This is a genomic window from Paenibacillus sp. LjRoot56 (assembly GCF_964253335.1).
Classification (GTDB): Bacteria; Bacillota; Bacilli; order Paenibacillales; family NBRC-103111; genus Paenibacillus_E; species Paenibacillus_E allorhizoplanae.
In genome coordinates, this window is sequence record NZ_CAXURV020000004.1 from 515,475 (window position 1) to 530,926 (window position 15,452).

Genomic DNA, 15,452 nt, shown 5'->3' on the forward strand with positions numbered 1-15,452 from the left:
AGTGTCGCACGTGGATGTGTTCGAACAAAATCTTTGACTTTATTCGAATCGTTCAAAACTAGCTGCGAGCAGCTTGTACATCTTGTTTCCCATTTCGTGAGGAAAACGCGCCCACATTTATCACAATTACAAAGTGACATCCTTACACTCCCCTAGAAACATTGAATGACCTGCTCGTTAAGGTCATTCGTAATGTCAGGTCAATTTCTGGGGGTACATCAGAAATTTTTTTCACAATATCGCCAATTCATTTCCAATCTGCCAACCGAGCACAAAGGCCTCCCAACGTCTCTCTTCTGGAAAATCCACCAGATTGCCAAAATGTCTCCCAATCGTGACATGCTGCGTTTGATGAGCTTTAAGTGCAGCAGCCTTCACTGGCCATAGCTTCTCGGTGTCAATTAGAATGGACGGTTGAAGCCCTTGGGCACGCAGCAGCGGTGAATAGGCATAATACAATTTTCTTACGCTCGGACAAGCTCCACTATGCACTGCCGCAGTAGTCGCCTTGGAGATCGCGATATGGTCACGATGTCCATTGCCGCCATCCTCAGCAAACGTGTAGACATTCTCCACTTCGTGATGCTGAATAAACGTGATAATTTGTTGTACGAGTGTTTCAAAATCAACTTCATCCAACTGACCATCAGGCCAGCCTAAGTGTTCAATCGTAGAAATCCCAAGTATTTCCGCTGCTGCACGCATTTCATGTTCTCGTAGTTCCGCTAATTCTTGCCGGTTCTTCGCCCGCTCCAACCCTTGTCTTCCCGCATCGCCACGTGTGGCTAGAAGCAAGACGTTGTCTTCTCCAGCATCAGCTAGACGGCGAATGAGGCATCCGCTTAAGAATGTTTCATCATCGGGATGGGCATAGATAAACCCGTTCTGGGACCCCATTGCACGTCCACCTCCTCTTTCATTTATGCTAAAACAGCCTCAATGTCGGCGCTAATGTCCGCAGGTTCTGTACGGGCACTGTATTGTTTAACCACATTTCCGTTCGCGTCAACTAAGAATTTCACGAAATTCCATTCAATGTCACCTGTGCGATACGGCTCAGGCGTATGGCTTAACAAATACGTGTACAATGGATGAGCATGCTCACCTTTTACATCAATTTTATCAAATAACGGGAATGTCACTTGGTAGTTAAGCTCGCAAAAAGCTTGGATCTCTTCATTCGTCCCTGGTTCTTGACCAGCGAATTGATTACAAGGAAATCCAAGTACGACCAACCCCTGATCTTGGTATTGCTCATAAAGCGCTTGAAGCCCTTTATAATGCGGCGTAAGTCCACATGCACTTGCCACATTCACAATAAGAAGCACCTTCCCTTTATACGCTGAAAGTGTTTGTGTTTCGCCTGAAATCGTTGTTACTGCGATATCATAAATAGACATGAATCCCTTCGCCTCCATGAATTAAAATGCATACTTCCTGAGTATACCATTCCTTTCCACAGAAGCCCAAATGATCGCCGATGATTTTCCAGAATCACTTTCTATCTCCCGCTAGGTGTGTTATAGTGTTTACCTGTTTATGACAAATCAATAGACAACATCTGATCTTAGGAGGTAACTGATCTTGGACACAAAGACTCAAAGTGCCTATCAAGAAGAACTTCAACGGCTTGAACAAACAAATAAGGAAATTGATAAACAACTAGAACGCCTTCGAGCAACTCCTGTTTATTACGGTCCTGATTTAACGGAGCAAGCACTTGAAGTTTTGCGTGAGAACGGCAGGCACAATTTAACCAAAGCCATTGATGAGCCTTATTTCGGCCGTCTTGACTTCGAAGAAACAGGCACCGGTTCTCCATCACCGCTTTACATTGGTAAAGCCGGAGTGGAAGACGAACGAACAGGTCGACTTCTCGTCATTGATTGGCGTGCACCAGTAGCAAGCCTATTCTATTCCTTCACAGGCGGCTTGGACGCAGCTTCCTATGATTCGCCGGATGGTGTTATCGACGGCTTAGTCTATTTGAAACGAAACCTCGTTGTGCGCAAGCAAATTCTCCAGCGTGTTGTCGATACATATGACCGGAATGAAGACTCCCTGTCTGTCGGCGATGAGTTCCTGCTATACCGCTTAGGCGAAAATAAAGATAACAAGCTGCGCGATATCGTCTCCACGATACAAGCGGAGCAAGATCGGATTATCCGTGCAGCGAAGAATACCGCACTCATTATTCAAGGGGTCGCAGGAAGCGGTAAAACAACCGTAGCTCTGCACCGCCTCGCCTTCCTTCTCTATCAATACCGCGAACAGGTTCGGGCAGAACGAATGATTATTTTCGCACCCAACTCCATGTTCTTGGACTATATCTCGGGCGTACTGCCTGAGCTTGGTGTCGGTAATATCCAACAGAGTACATTTACCGATTGGGCACTTGATGTACTCGATCATGAAGTGCAAATTGCAGATCAAGAGATCACATTACAACGTTGGTTTGCCCTCGGAAGCAAACGGCCTCCAGTTGATGACCAAGCGCCAGGACGCTTCAAAGGAGCTATCGCTTTCAAAGGCTTCCTTGATGACTGTCTCAACCGTCTTGAAGCCGCCTACGTTCCTACGGCGGACTTCTCCCCTTGGGATGGCGTCAAACTTCCCATAGCTACCATTCGCGAATGGTTCTTCGTCGAGAATAAGCATTATCCGATGATCAAACGCCGTGAGCGCGTCGTTGCGCGTATCAAGCGTTGGATGGAGATCCAGCTTGAGAAGGTTTGGGAGCAAAGTTTGAAAAAAGAGCTGAAGAAGAAATCCGCTCAGAAGCTGCGAACCTATTTGACAGGATGGCCTGAGTATACAGCATTTACATTCTATAAAATACTGTTCACAGACAAAGGTCGGCCTGACAGCTTGCCTGTAGAGCTGCTTCAGAACATGCCCGAATCCATCGTCGCTGCATCAGCGAAGCTTTTCAAAAAGAAGGAAGTTGGGCTCGAGGATCTAGCTCCTCTCCTCTACATTCATTCACGGCTTCATGGCATTTCGTCGGAACGGCTATTCGATCATGTTGTCATTGATGAGGCACAAGACTTCTCACCATTCCAAGTCGCGGTCTTAGATGCGTATACACGCAACAGCTCATTCACGATTTTGGGTGATTTATCGCAGGGGATACATGCGTATCAAGGCATCCAGGACTGGAAGGAATTCTCCAGTCTGTTCCAAGAGGAAGAAACAGGATATTTCGAGTTGGAGCGGAGCTATCGTTCCACCATGGAAATCATTCAGTTTGCCAATTCGGTGCTCCAACGCGGCGTAAGCAATCCCTTACTTGCCGTTCCAGTCTTCCGCAGCGGGAATAAAGTTCGTGTGCTGCAGACTTCGCTCAAAGAGCGGCTGCCACTGGTGCAGAAGGCGATTACTAGCTTACTAGCTGGCACTTCCAGCACCGTCGCTGTCGTTGCTCGAACGGAAAAGCAAGCTCAGGAGCTGCATGATGCGTTGACGCTCATCGGGATCGAGACGAATCTGATCACCTCCAAGCAACGTGTTTATCGTGGCGGTATATCGGTACTGCCCGTTTATTTGACGAAAGGTTTAGAATTCGATGCTGTTATTCTGATGGACGTTACCGCGGAGCATTATGAAACAACTCTCATGGATGCGAAACTTCTCTATGTAGGCTGCACACGTGCACTACATGAGCTTTGGTTGCTCGTGACAGGAGACATTTCGCCATTAGTAATTGTGGATCAACCGGAGATCACGACGACGGAGTTTCCGAAGTAAATAATTAAAAGACACCTACTCACCGATCACTTGAATCGATCGGAGGATAGGTGTCTTTTTTCACAGCTTAGTAGGCGACTAATACGCCACCTTCACCCGCATAGGTGCCAATCACGGTACCCATATTGGAGAACAGCACATTACGGAACGGATGCTTTTCTAAAAGCTGAGCCATAAATTCGCGCGCTCTAAGCTCACAATTACTATGCGCTATAGCAATCACATCCTTCTCGTAATCATGTTCCTTATCACCAAGAAACGAGAGTAATCGCTTCAAAGCTTGCTGCGAGCCGCGGATTTTCTCCACAACCTCAATCGCGCCTTCTTCACTTGCTTTCATGAGAAGTTTAATATTCAAGACAGAAGCCACTGCGCCGCGGACGCGATCGAGCCTCCCACCTTTGATGACATTTTCCAACGTATCTAAGAAAAAGAAAGTCCCTGAGCTCGGTACCGCTTGCTGAATGGAAGTTGTTACCTCTTCATAAGACATGCCGCTTGCCGCCATCCGAGCTGCTCGATATACAAGCACGCCTAATCCAAGTGAAGTAGTCTTAGAATCAATGACTTCGATGCGGCCAGTATAACCATCTTCCAACAGCATTTCTTTCGCCATAACAGCGTGATGGTACGTTGAACTTAACGCCGATGATAGACACAATACAAGAATATCTTGATCAGGGCTACCCTTCTGATACTCACTTAGGAAATGCCCAGGTGACGGGCTTGAGGTTTTGGGCAACGCACTCTCCCGCTTCATCCTGGCATAGAAATCAGCAAGATCCATATCTGATGGCATACATTCCTCGCCAAATTGAACAGATAAGGGAACGATCCCTACTCCTATTTCTTCTATAGTGCTTCTCAAAAGATCGCAACTGCTGTCCGTAATAATCTTGATTGTCGTCATGGGTGTCCACTCATTTCTTATTTTTTGGCGAAAACAATACCTAGCGTATGTGGTCCGCAGTGGCTCGAAACGACGCAACCGGTTTCCGTCAAATATACGTTTTTCACATTGGTATGTAATTCAAATTGTTCTTTCACATATGCCGCTTCTTCATGAGCCTGCGCATGTGTGATGAACATGAAATCCGTATCCATGTCATCTTTAAAAGCCAGTGCATTCTCCAAAAGTTGATGGAGCGCTTTCTCCCGTTTGCCTCTAATTTTGTCCGTTAATTGCATAGCACCGTTAATGACTTGAACAATGGGTCTAATTTTCAGTAGACTCCCAAAGAAAGCCTGTACGCTAGAGCATCTACCGCCTTTATGCAGATATTCCAAGGTATCAATGATGAAGGATACTTCTATTTTATCAATGAACGACGTAACAAGTGCTTGAATTTCTGATGGGCTTCTTCCTTCTAATGCAGCTTGCGCCGCTTTAACTACTAGTACGCCAATTCCTGTTGATAGGTTTCGAGAATCGATCACCCTAATTCTACCATCTGGGAAACTCCCAGCGGCAATCATCGCATTCTGGATCGTCGACGATAACTCAGAGGATAAACCGATAAAAACAATATCTTCACCCGCTTCCAATACTGGTGCAAATGCACGTTCAAAATCGCCAGGTGATGGCGCCGCTGTTTTGGGCAATTTACCTGTATGCGCCACAAAATCAAACAACTGCTCAGCATGAATATCTACACGATCCTGATACGATTGTTCCTCGAAAATTACATATAATGGAACGACCCCGATCTGATAGCGCTGCAGTAACTCCTCTGGCAAATCACTTGTACTATCTGTAAAAATTCGAACTTGAGACATCCGTTCCTACCACCTTATCTACCAGTATTCACTTCTGATGAGAACGTCTATCACTAAAGCTGTTTGTGTCTAGTATAATAGAACGATTCCCAAAGCTCAATCCTACAATTTTAGACATAATTCGCCAATTTTCGCTAAATTAGCTGCAAAAGCCCAATAAAAAAACGGTTTAATTCGCTATCATTCTATGATATGTTAAATATTGCAATGGTATTTTTACCCAATATTTCAAAGGAATGGTGAACAATGACTCGATTGTTAAAAGGTAAAAAGAATCTAGTAACTGCTGCTATTGTAGTAGGAGCAATTGCCTCTGGCGCAACCACCGCTCTTGCTGGCATTACTACTTCACGTACACGTTAGATTCAATGGTTTCTACACCAGGTAATTACGCGTGGTTAGGCGATGCGACAGGCACATACAATTGTCTCGCATACGCATTAGGCAACTATAGCTCGTGGGACTGGCCATGGGGATTGAGTAATCCGGATACTTGGAAAGCAGATACCTATTTAAAATCAAAAGGTTTCGGAACTAGTAAAGATATCAACAGCACGGATGTTGCCGCTTATGAAATTATTTCATACGGAAACATTTATTCCATTACGCATTTCAGCAGAATTGCAGCTTCTGGTTATACCAATGCCAAGTGGGGCAATTATGAGCTTCTTCAAAGTTATGGCTGGCAGCCGTACAGTGCAAATAATTACGGACCAGCCGTTAAAAAATACGCTCACTAAGGAGAGGTGATATCCATTGAAGAAAATAATAACTTTCTTATCTTTATTTGCTTGCAGTTTTCTACTCGTATCCTTTTTAATGAATAATAAAAACGTTTCTGCAGCTGAGAAACAGATTAACGAAAGCTTCGCTGCCATATCCGAACAAATAAATAAGGAAATTTCTTTACAATCAAACCTCTCGTTCAGTTCGAATCCCTATGACTATATCAAACAAAATGAGGATTTTGATAACATCATTAAACTAGGAAATGATGCACTCCCCTACTTAGATAAAAAGTTAGCTAACAGCAAGCAAAACGGCTTGCAAGAGTACATCACAGCAATAGCCATTGAACGTATTGCAAAATTGGATTTAAAAGAAAATGAAAATACTGCATGGGAAAATGGAAAAGGTTTTTCAGCGAAATGGAACCTTCATCTTAAATCCATCCCTTCATCCGTCGATGCTATTCTGACGGATAAACAACTCAATTCAGATGATAAAGTAAAGAAGATCATTAAACTCGGAACACCAGCAATTCCATTTATAGCTGATAAAATTGAGCATGGCGATGAATCTTTATTCCCAGCATTAATCGCTTTAACGAAATACGACGGTAATAACACCGTTGCCGATGAAACCATTTCTAACAAAAAAGAATGGGTAACTGCTCATAAATCGCAGTATAATAATCTGAAAGAATACGTGCTACAGAAATAACGGTAAGCACACACCAAGCCTCTCATAACAATGATTCCCTCTCAAATTCACAAAGCACTTGTGCTGCCAACCGCAGCATGCAGTGCTTTTTTTCTAGAATCCGTATATCGTCATGCCGCCATCAACAAACAGCGTTTGGCCTGTAACATAGTTCGCTGCATCAGAAGCTAAGAATACAGCTGGCCCGACAAGCTCCTCTAACTCTCCTACACGACCCAGTGGTGTACGTGCAATAATTTCGGCCAAATAATCCGGCTGATTCAAGATTTTCTCTGTTAACGGCGTTTTGAAATACCAAGGTCCGATGCCATTTACCAAAATGCCATATTTCCCCCACTCCAAAGCGAGCACCTTGGTCATTTGGATCATCGCAGCTTTGGTCGCAGCATATACGACACCTGTGCGCAGCGCTACTTGCCCCGCAACGGATGCAATATTGATGATTCGTCCATATTCCCGCTGTTGCATGTGTCGACCGACGATCTGAGAGCACAAGAAAGCGGATTTCAAGTTTGTCTGCATGATCGTGTCCCATTCCTCGTCTGGAACGGCTAAAGCTTGACTCCGGATGTTCATGCCAGCATTATTAATTAGAATATCTATGCGCTCTGTTTCTTTGATGATAACCGAAACCGCCTCCTCAATTTGTTCACGATTCGTAACATCGACAGGAAACGGGTAGGCTTGTCTACCTAAAGAGCGAATCTCACCCGCCACTGCTTCCAAATCTGAAGCAGTTCGAGCGAAGATCGCGACGTCAGCCCCTGCTTCAGCTAAGCCAATAGCAAGTGCTCTTCCAATGCCTCTTCCGGCTCCGGTCACCAAGGCAACTTTATTATTCAGTTGAAATGAAGGTAAATACATCGTTGCATCGTCCAATCTATATAGGGAGTCCCATTCTGTCTAGAGGAAAGAAGGGTTGTATATGCAATATTCCATCAAAGAAGAGAAAGCCAATGCGATTACACATGGTATTGGTGTTGTACTCAGCATCGCAGCACTTGTCTTGCTCATCATACAAGCTTGCACACAAGGAAATGCTCGGCATATCGTTAGCTTTAGCATTTTTGGCACAGCACTTGTTCTCTTGTATACTTGTTCCACATTGCTGCACAGCGTTACACAATCGAAATTAAAGGATGTTTTTGAAATTCTTGATCACTCGGCGATCTACGTGCTAATCGCGGGGAGCTACACGCCCTATCTACTCGTTACCTTACGGGGGTCTCTGGGCTGGACATTTTTTGGCGTCATATGGGGGCTAGCCCTCATTGGCATCGTGCTGAAGCTATTTTACGTCAAAAGATTCGTACTCGTTTCAACCTTGTGCTATATCGTGATGGGTTGGTTGATTGTGATCGCGTTCAAGCCACTATACATTCAGTTGCCGCTTGGCGGCATTTTCTGGTTAGTAGTAGGTGGCTTATTCTACACACTTGGCTCGATATTTTATGTATGGAGGCGCATCCCGTATCACCATGCCATCTGGCACGTATTCGTGCTAGCCGGCAGCGCCAGTCATTTCATTTCCGTATTCGGTTATGTGAGATAGTCTCATTTCACATGAACAACTGCTGTAGTTGCTGCAAAGATACAGCTACCTCTAATTGATTGGCTACCCGCTCATAACCTAGTTCATTTGGATGAATCGCATCCTCTGACAAAAATTGAGCTGCTTGACCAACGAATGCGTCGTAAACCTGCACGATTTGAATATGCGGCTGCTCTAATTTACGCAGAAATAGATTAAAACGCTGTACCCAATAAGCTGCATCTGGAATCTGCGGTAATGGATTATATAAACCAATTAAGGCCAGTAAATACGGGGTTTGTATACCTTGCCGCAGCCTTTCAATTTGAGCGATAAGTTTACGATAGTTGGATTCGTACGTTTGTAAAGCTGTTTTGAGCACCGAATTATCGCCATCATAAAAGAAAGGAATTGCCGCTTGAATGAGATCGTTTCCGCCAGCTGTAATGGTGATGAGAGTCGCTTCTTGAATATCCTTCTGAAGCTGCGGATCAGATTCGATAGTCTCCAGCAATTGCGCAGTCGTGGCACCATTGGTGCCAGCATGACGTAAGGAAACAGGTACATTCAGCAAACATTCCAACCTTTGTCGATACAGCGAAACGAAGCCTTGACCTTCCTCAGCACCATAACCAACGGTTAAAGAATCACCAAATGCCAAATATTGAATTCTTTTTTCCATCGCTATCCTCTCCCCTAAAGCGTGACGTATATTACTATATGCGCCACCGCCCAGTTTGGGAAGGGATACCTACAGGGGTTCATTCGTCGTTTTTTTTGCGCTTACATGTTGATTCACATACTTTTCAATTTGTTCCTTCTCCGCATAGGTGAATTGGAACTCACTATCACAACCTTCATCGTGCAAAACGATCTGTACAATCTCACCTTCGATATTACAAATCACAAGAATAGATGGATCGATCAAGCCTTCTGGAAGCTTTTCACCATCTTCTAGCTGGATACCCAAATAAACATCCTGCCACTGACCGCGGCTTTCCTCTTCAAGAAAGCATAAACTAAATCGGTGTTCCTCATGCTCTGCCCCATACTTCATCATTGTCGTTTCCTCCAATTTCATATCTTCAAGAATGAGCCCTCTAATAGCCCTTATATCTTTGCATTTGGTAGTTCTCGCTTCTATATACTACAATGGAGTTAAGAACCATTCAACAAAGGAGCTTACAAAGCCAATGAAATCAATGATCACACAAACCATAGAAAGCAATGCCGCAAGATTTAAAGACATCTCACGCTTTATTGGGGCAAACCCCGAGCTTGGACATGAAGAATTCCTTGCATTTGCTCGTTTAACCGAAGAATTAGCCTATCATGGCTTTACGATCGAACGCGGTGTTCTAGATATTCCTACCGCTTTCATCGCGACTTATGACTCAGGCCAACCAGGCCCTGTCGTTGCGTTCATGGCTGAGTACGATGCCCTTCCTGAGCTCGGTCACGCCTGTGGCCATCATCTCATCTGCATGATGAGCATCGGGGCTGCAATCGGCCTCAAATCCGTCTTAGCCGAAACTGGCGGAAGCATTCGCGTCTACGGAACGCCAGCCGAAGAAACGAAAGGCGCAAAAGTTCCAATGGCTGCTGCTGGGCTTTTCCAAGACGTTGATATTGCACTCATGGCACACCCTTACTATACGTATGAAAAATCAGGCGAATCGCTCGCGATGGATGCGATCGAATACGAATTCTTTGGTCGCTCCGCACATGCCGCAGCACAACCGTATGAAGGCATTAATGCGCTTGACGCGGTCTTACAGCTCTTCAACAGCATCAATGCGCTGCGCCAACAGCTCAAGACAGATGCGCGTATTCACGGTATCATCAGCGAAGGCGGGAAAGCACCGAACATCATTCCCGATTATGCCGTTGCTAGATTTTACGTCCGCTCAGCTACTCGTACGTACACGAACGAGCTTGTCCAGAAAGTCCTGCATTGCGCAGAAGGTGCTGCACTTCAAACCGGCTGCACGCTGAAAACATCATTCTATGAATACTCGTACGATGAGCTCCGTACGAATGAAGCTTTGTCGAACGTGTTCACTGATCAATTGTTCGAGCTTGGCATCCAACCGAACGAAATCGAAATTGGCAAAGATCACGGTTCCCTAGATCTCGGCAATGTCTCGACCCAGTGTCCCACCATTCACCCATTCGTGAAAGTAGTTCATGAGCGACATTTGCTGCATACCAAGGAATTCCGTGATCTCGCCATGACGGAACCGGCTTTAGACAGTATGCTCTTCACGGCCAAAGCGCTAGCCTATACGGCTTATGAAGTACTCTCCAAACCAGCTTTATTAGCTTCCATAAAAGAGGAATTTGCCGCTGCGAAATGATCGTTCTTCCGCTCTTCCAGTTGTGCAAGGATCGTGTAGAACATCGCCATACCGATTACGCCGCTGAGTGCGATCAACGAAGCCATAAGCCAGGAAGACAGCATACCGCCTAAGATAACGCCTAGACCACCTAAGAACGTAGCTCCTCTATATACCATGCCATATAAGGCCATATAGGAGCTGCGGGCATGGTCTGGTGCCAGGTTGCCAAGATACGCTTGCTTAATCGGAACATACATCAGTTCTCCAACCGTGGCAATCAGCATTGATAGCAAGAGTAAACCTGGTTGATTGCTGTAAGCTAGATAGCTATACCCCGCGATATAGCAAGCATAGCCAATAAACAGGACTCGGCGATCAGAAAACCTACGCATTAGAACCCCCATAAAGACCGAGAGTACAACCACGAGCACTGTGTTCTCCGTACGCATAAACCCTAACATCTTGAAGCCATCAATTCGCCACGCATCCGTTACCCATGGAAGGAAAGGCGTATCCACCATCTCTTTCCCTAAGCGAACAGCCACGTAGTTCCCTAAATGAAACTCCACCGAAACCAACAATAAGGAAGCCATTGTGAAAATCAGAAACGTCTTATCTCGCAGAACCATGCGGTAATTCGCCCAAATGGATGGGCTATTCTTCTTCGCTGTGCTGGGCTTCCCACTTATAGGCGCCTTATAATCATCTTGAATATAGACATAAGTAATGATTCCTGTTATCAATCCGATCACAGAGAGCGCAATAAACAATTCAAATAAATACGACTTAAACAAGAATGCGCCCGCCATACCCGCGATAGCAAATGATAAATTATTCATCCAATACATGATGGCATACATAAATTTACGTTCTTCTGGAGCGGTAACATCTAGGAGCATCGCTTCATTGGCAGGTCCATGGATTCCCCAGAATATGCTGACAATAATCATGAGTAGGAAGGTGATGCCTGCTGATTCAAACCACGGCGAATTCACTGTCGCCATAAGAGCGAAACAGAGCATCCAACCAACTTCTGCGGCAAGCATTAGCTTTTTCCGACCAAATCGATCCGAGTAATAACCACCTATGATCCCAGCAACAACACCGGCCATAATACCCAGAATAACAACCAACCCAGCCGGTGTGTCCCCTAATTTCCCCGAGAAATAAATCGACATAAAGGGAAGCACCATATTGTTCGCTGTGCCCGAAAGGAACGAAAGACCTATTCTTAATTTCACATTACGATGAAAATCTCGAAACCTCATGCTGTCTGTACCCCCTTCTCTACAACTTTTGAAAATTGATCAACAGCTATTCCCTTCAGATGATTGACCATAGTTCAATTAATGAACAAAAAGAAACCTTTACGGTTTCTCATTACTACGTAAGAATAAGGCTACGCCAACCAACAGGAGACATCCTGCTAAAAGCTGCATCGTCGTAATCGTTTCGCCCAGTAAGAAATAAGCCAAAATTGATGCACCCAACGGCTCTCCAAGCACGGTCATCGATACCGATGAAGCTTTCATATATTTCAGCAGCCAATTAAAGACATAATGACCGAAAATTGTGGAAACGAAGGCTAACAGGAAAAAGATGCCCCATTCCTTCCATGGATAGCCCGTAAACGATTCGCCAGAATAAACATTCGTCACCGCTAGTGTTAGCCCAGCGAATAAGAAAACGAGAAAGCTATATACATAAGCGGAAATGCGCTCCCGCAAGCTTTTGCCCAGTAACATATGAAATGCTACTGCGATCGTACCCACGAAGGACAGCACATCCCCCTTAAGCGCCTCTCCGGAAAATTGAAAATCGCCCCATCCGATACAGATGGCTCCCACAATCGCGATACACATCGCAATCAATGAGGTACGGCTTGTCCGAACACCATAGAGCAAGAACGCGCCAACCAGCACAAAAATCGGTTCCAGCGTCAAGATCGCTGTTGAACTAGCCACCGTCGTATATCGCAGTGAGTCCATCCAGAATAAAAAATGCAGGCCTAGCGCAATGCCCGATACTGCCGTGCGCAGCCAATCTTTCAGTTTGATTCTCTTAAATTCATTGCGGTAGGTCCAGAGGAATGGCAGCATTAATACATTGGTCATAAATAATCGGTACATGGCAATGATGGAGGCTGATGCGTCTGACCACTTAACAAAAATTGACGAAAAAGATATCGCAATGATGCCAATTACTAGGTAGATCGGGATTGGGATTTTCGTTTTATTCATTGCATTCATGGATATGTAAACTCCTTAGTTGAACGTTTCCGTCATGTTGTCGTCAATAAGTATATAGGAGGATGTTTGGCTTGCCAATCTTTTTTTGACCACCGTTCATTTAATGCACAGCATGAAAAACCCTCCGTTCCACCTACATCACGTAGACAAAACGAAGGGCCCAATGTGTGTGACAGTATTAGTCCAAAACCGCGGACATATGTTTGTTCGTCACTGACCAGTGCGAAGTATTCCAGATGGATTCTTTATTTTTGAAATAAAGAATTTGCGGGGACGCATGCTTGATACCAAGATCCTCTGCAATTTGATTCGATACCGGACGTGATTCAATCACTTTCACCAAGAAATAATCAACAGCCTCGTTATGTGTACCAGCCAAATATTGTTCGTATTCATCAAGCGCGCTAGCACTTACTGGACAAGTCGTACTGTGTTTCAGAACGACAGCAGGCTTTTCGCTGGAACGATCAAGCACTTCCTGCCATTCAGTTAACGTCGTTAACTCTTTCCATGCAGACATGTTTCACATCTCCTTTCTCTACTCTCTCTTCAAAATTATAAGGTAACGAATTCGCTTATGCAACTAACTTAGCAACGCTATACACATAATAAAAAACCCTTAGCGCCATCTGGCTACCTCGGGTTCTATTGACTTAAGATCTCACTTGCAAAAATTGACGGAAAAGGAATACCGCTTTCAGCTTCAAGAGGTCATTTACTTTTTTGAAATCGACTTGCAGAAGATCACTAATTTTCTCCAACCGATACGTAACCGTATTACGATGAATGAATAATTGCTTAGCCGCCTCGCTGACTTGACCATCATTCCGAATAAAAACTTCAAGTGTACGAATCATTTCTTGGGAGTACTCCGGATCCTTCTCTAAGAGAGGACGCAAGATCTTGGCACAGTAATCCTCCATCATCGGAGACGACAAGTGCTGGAAGAGATGAGCGAATTCAATCGTTTCATAATGCAGGACTCGATCAGGCAAACAGAGCTTCTCTGCCATCCGCCCCGTTTCACCACACTCCAGGTACGCTTCGCGAAGCGCCGTTGGCTTCACCTTTAGCGCTGACGTGTAGAACACCATGCCATCTCGATCGGACGCATGCCCAGCGTCTCCCTCATATTTACTTAACAATTGCGATAGCTCTTCTTCTGGGAAGCCATCCGCTTGTGTCGTCGAGTAAATGGAGAACAGGTGATCCTTCAGAACAAAATGATGTCCACGCAAGTTGCTTGATTTCGAATGGGACTCCATGTATTGCTTTAACTCTTTAAGCTTCTCGTTTGTAGCATCTGGAATCAAGGACTCCTTCTTGCACTTTCCAATCACACATTGGTAAGCACCTGTGAAGATGAATAATCCTCTGGACTCAGCTTGCTCCATAAACTCTTCAAGGGAAGTTCCTTTGTCCAAATAGCGGATCAGGTTATTCTGTAAATCCCGCTCTGCTGAAGCTTCCACATGGGATCTGAATGTATAACTCATATGAAAGGTCAATATATCAGCGGCTTGTTGGAACAAACCTTCTTCAACGGTTGCTAGTAACATCACATCTGGAATAATTAACAAATGACCTAATGGTTCATCATCTTGTTGTTGCAATCCAACGCGATACGCTCTTTCTTTCCCCGCGTATACCCAGCCAGACTTCCGTTTTTTCGGCCAATTCTGAGCAAGCTGTTCAGAACTCCAGTTACTGGTATTATATAAAACTTGACCTCTCGATCCAACAACCGCCATCGGATACCCCAAAATTTCACAGACGAGTTGAAACATAGAAAGCATATTGTCTTGCTTTAGTCCAAATTGCATCAGCTTCTTCTGCTTTTCAAGTACCGTTTGCAGCAGTTCTGTATTTCGACGATACTCGGCGTTAAAAAGTGCATTCATTTGATCCGAAAATGTAAATTGAAAGGGCATCTCAATAATAGGAAAATGTAATCGATCCGCTTCATCCATAACGATTTGCGGCAGCTCCGTCCAAAATCTCCCGAGCTTAATCCCTAGACCTGCGGCTCCGCGGTCATTTAGTTTGCGCAGGAGGTTCACGGTTTCTTGCGGGCTGTCTTTCATCGCGAAGGCTGTAGTAAACAGCATTTCACCTGATTTCGTCCAATCTGCAATATCAGGTGCGTCCATGACATTGACTGATTTAACAATTCGGGATTCCCCTTGTTTGCCGGCGACTAGCTTTGCTTCCGTTAATGGATAAATCGCCAACGCTTCACGAATGGTAAGATGCATCGTGCTTCCCCCCTATGCCTTTTCATCGATTATAGGATGACCGTATGTCATCAGTCAATGTATTTACGTAAGAAAACATAACATCAATAGAAATTTTATGAAATTTTCATGA

Annotated in this window: 16 protein-coding genes; 5 read left to right on the forward strand and 11 right to left on the reverse strand. The window is 44.8% G+C overall.

Going from position 1 to position 15,452, the window contains the following annotated elements; all coding sequences use genetic code 11:
• Nucleotides 1-231 precede the first annotated feature (231 nt).
• Together ACSQ8O_RS28170 and ACSQ8O_RS28175 are read right to left on the reverse strand one after the other, a co-directional pair.
• Nucleotides 232-897, reverse strand: a complete 666-nt coding sequence (locus ACSQ8O_RS28170) for a PIG-L deacetylase family protein (protein ID WP_436244382.1) — start codon at nucleotides 895-897, stop codon at nucleotides 232-234.
• A gap of 23 nt (nucleotides 898-920) precedes the next feature.
• Nucleotides 921-1,400, reverse strand: coding sequence for a glutathione peroxidase (locus tag ACSQ8O_RS28175; protein ID WP_436244384.1), 480 nt, complete (start codon nucleotides 1,398-1,400; stop codon nucleotides 921-923).
• Nucleotides 1,401-1,584: 184 nt separating this feature from the next.
• On the opposite strand from ACSQ8O_RS28175, the gene ACSQ8O_RS28180 reads away from it, so the two are divergent.
• Nucleotides 1,585-3,747 (forward strand): HelD family protein, encoded by a 2,163-nt coding sequence (locus tag ACSQ8O_RS28180; protein WP_436244385.1) that lies wholly within the window; start codon nucleotides 1,585-1,587, stop codon nucleotides 3,745-3,747.
• Nucleotides 3,748-3,814: 67 nt separating this feature from the next.
• On the opposite strand, the gene ACSQ8O_RS28185 is transcribed toward ACSQ8O_RS28180, so the two are convergent.
• Nucleotides 3,815-4,657 (reverse strand): DegV family protein, encoded by an 843-nt coding sequence (locus ACSQ8O_RS28185; RefSeq protein WP_436244386.1) that lies wholly within the window; start codon nucleotides 4,655-4,657, stop codon nucleotides 3,815-3,817.
• 17 nt (nucleotides 4,658-4,674) lie between these two features.
• Entirely contained in the window at nucleotides 4,675-5,523 is an 849-nt protein-coding gene (locus tag ACSQ8O_RS28190) for a DegV family protein (protein ID WP_436244387.1), read from the reverse strand.
• Nucleotides 5,524-5,891: 368 nt separating this feature from the next.
• On the opposite strand from ACSQ8O_RS28190, the gene ACSQ8O_RS28195 reads away from it, so the two are divergent.
• Nucleotides 5,892-6,263, forward strand: a complete 372-nt coding sequence (locus tag ACSQ8O_RS28195) for a DUF7689 domain-containing protein (protein WP_436244388.1) — start codon at nucleotides 5,892-5,894, stop codon at nucleotides 6,261-6,263.
• A 16-nt stretch (nucleotides 6,264-6,279) separates the two neighbouring features.
• Nucleotides 6,280-6,966, forward strand: coding sequence for a hypothetical protein (locus ACSQ8O_RS28200; protein WP_436244389.1), 687 nt, complete (start codon nucleotides 6,280-6,282; stop codon nucleotides 6,964-6,966).
• Nucleotides 6,967-7,059: 93 nt separating this feature from the next.
• Here the strand turns inward: ACSQ8O_RS28200 and ACSQ8O_RS28205 are convergent, their stop codons facing one another.
• On the reverse strand, nucleotides 7,060-7,830 hold the full coding sequence (locus ACSQ8O_RS28205; protein WP_436244390.1) for an SDR family NAD(P)-dependent oxidoreductase: 771 nt from the start codon (nucleotides 7,828-7,830) through the stop codon (nucleotides 7,060-7,062).
• Between the two features lie 61 nt (nucleotides 7,831-7,891).
• Here ACSQ8O_RS28205 and trhA point away from each other — a divergent pair, with 61 nt between their 5' ends.
• On the forward strand, nucleotides 7,892-8,518 hold the full coding sequence (gene trhA, locus ACSQ8O_RS28210) for a PAQR family membrane homeostasis protein TrhA (protein WP_436244391.1): 627 nt from the start codon (nucleotides 7,892-7,894) through the stop codon (nucleotides 8,516-8,518).
• A gap of 7 nt (nucleotides 8,519-8,525) precedes the next feature.
• Here trhA and ACSQ8O_RS28215 read toward each other — a convergent pair whose 3' ends face one another.
• A complete protein-coding gene (locus tag ACSQ8O_RS28215) occupies nucleotides 8,526-9,179 on the reverse strand; it encodes a GDSL-type esterase/lipase family protein (RefSeq protein WP_436244392.1) in 654 nt (217 codons plus the stop codon).
• A gap of 69 nt (nucleotides 9,180-9,248) precedes the next feature.
• Complete coding sequence (locus ACSQ8O_RS28220; protein WP_436244393.1) at nucleotides 9,249-9,557, reverse strand: hypothetical protein; 309 nt, start codon at nucleotides 9,555-9,557, stop codon at nucleotides 9,249-9,251.
• A 133-nt stretch (nucleotides 9,558-9,690) separates the two neighbouring features.
• Here ACSQ8O_RS28220 and ACSQ8O_RS28225 point away from each other — a divergent pair, with 133 nt between their 5' ends.
• Complete coding sequence (locus ACSQ8O_RS28225) at nucleotides 9,691-10,854, forward strand: M20 family metallopeptidase (protein ID WP_436244394.1); 1,164 nt, start codon at nucleotides 9,691-9,693, stop codon at nucleotides 10,852-10,854.
• Here the strand turns inward: ACSQ8O_RS28225 and ACSQ8O_RS28230 are convergent.
• The 4 genes from ACSQ8O_RS28230 to ACSQ8O_RS28245 all read right to left on the reverse strand — a co-directional run bounded on the left by ACSQ8O_RS28230 (nucleotide 10,788) and on the right by ACSQ8O_RS28245 (nucleotide 15,340).
• Entirely contained in the window at nucleotides 10,788-12,104 is a 1,317-nt protein-coding gene (locus ACSQ8O_RS28230; protein WP_436244395.1) for an MDR family MFS transporter, read from the reverse strand. The two genes, ACSQ8O_RS28225 and ACSQ8O_RS28230, sit on opposite strands and share 67 nt — an antisense overlap.
• Before the next feature lie 99 nt (nucleotides 12,105-12,203).
• Entirely contained in the window at nucleotides 12,204-13,085 is an 882-nt protein-coding gene (locus ACSQ8O_RS28235) for a DMT family transporter (RefSeq protein WP_056621103.1), read from the reverse strand.
• A 178-nt stretch (nucleotides 13,086-13,263) separates the two neighbouring features.
• Nucleotides 13,264-13,605 (reverse strand): bacillithiol system redox-active protein YtxJ, encoded by a 342-nt coding sequence (ytxJ, locus tag ACSQ8O_RS28240; RefSeq protein WP_068667191.1) that lies wholly within the window; start codon nucleotides 13,603-13,605, stop codon nucleotides 13,264-13,266.
• A gap of 133 nt (nucleotides 13,606-13,738) precedes the next feature.
• Nucleotides 13,739-15,340: a PucR family transcriptional regulator gene (locus ACSQ8O_RS28245; RefSeq protein ID WP_436244396.1), complete on the reverse strand. Its 1,602-nt coding sequence runs from the start codon at nucleotides 15,338-15,340 to the stop codon at nucleotides 13,739-13,741.
• Nucleotides 15,341-15,452: the final 112 nt, after the last annotated feature.

Bases quoted from the DNA above. Each gene is read 5' to 3' on its own strand.
- ACSQ8O_RS28245 (WP_436244396.1), bottom strand. From the start codon at position 15,340: ATGCATCTTACCATTCGTGAAGCGTTGGCGATTTATCCATTAACGGAA.
- ACSQ8O_RS28195 (WP_436244388.1), top strand. From the start codon at position 5,892: ATGGTTTCTACACCAGGTAATTACGCGTGGTTAGGCGATGCGACAGGC.
- ACSQ8O_RS28205 (WP_436244390.1), bottom strand. From the start codon at position 7,830: ATGTATTTACCTTCATTTCAACTGAATAATAAAGTTGCCTTGGTGACC.
- trhA (WP_436244391.1), top strand. From the start codon at position 7,892: ATGCAATATTCCATCAAAGAAGAGAAAGCCAATGCGATTACACATGGT.
- ACSQ8O_RS28170 (WP_436244382.1), bottom strand. From the start codon at position 897: ATGGGGTCCCAGAACGGGTTTATCTATGCCCATCCCGATGATGAAACA.
- ACSQ8O_RS28225 (WP_436244394.1), top strand. From the start codon at position 9,691: ATGAAATCAATGATCACACAAACCATAGAAAGCAATGCCGCAAGATTT.
- ACSQ8O_RS28215 (WP_436244392.1), bottom strand. From the start codon at position 9,179: ATGGAAAAAAGAATTCAATATTTGGCATTTGGTGATTCTTTAACCGTT.
- ACSQ8O_RS28185 (WP_436244386.1), bottom strand. From the start codon at position 4,657: ATGACGACAATCAAGATTATTACGGACAGCAGTTGCGATCTTTTGAGA.
- ACSQ8O_RS28220 (WP_436244393.1), bottom strand. From the start codon at position 9,557: ATGATGAAGTATGGGGCAGAGCATGAGGAACACCGATTTAGTTTATGC.
- ACSQ8O_RS28190 (WP_436244387.1), bottom strand. From the start codon at position 5,523: ATGTCTCAAGTTCGAATTTTTACAGATAGTACAAGTGATTTGCCAGAG.
- ACSQ8O_RS28175 (WP_436244384.1), bottom strand. From the start codon at position 1,400: ATGTCTATTTATGATATCGCAGTAACAACGATTTCAGGCGAAACACAA.
- ACSQ8O_RS28230 (WP_436244395.1), bottom strand. From the start codon at position 12,104: ATGAGGTTTCGAGATTTTCATCGTAATGTGAAATTAAGAATAGGTCTT.
- ytxJ (WP_068667191.1), bottom strand. From the start codon at position 13,605: ATGTCTGCATGGAAAGAGTTAACGACGTTAACTGAATGGCAGGAAGTG.
- ACSQ8O_RS28235 (WP_056621103.1), bottom strand. From the start codon at position 13,085: ATGAATGCAATGAATAAAACGAAAATCCCAATCCCGATCTACCTAGTA.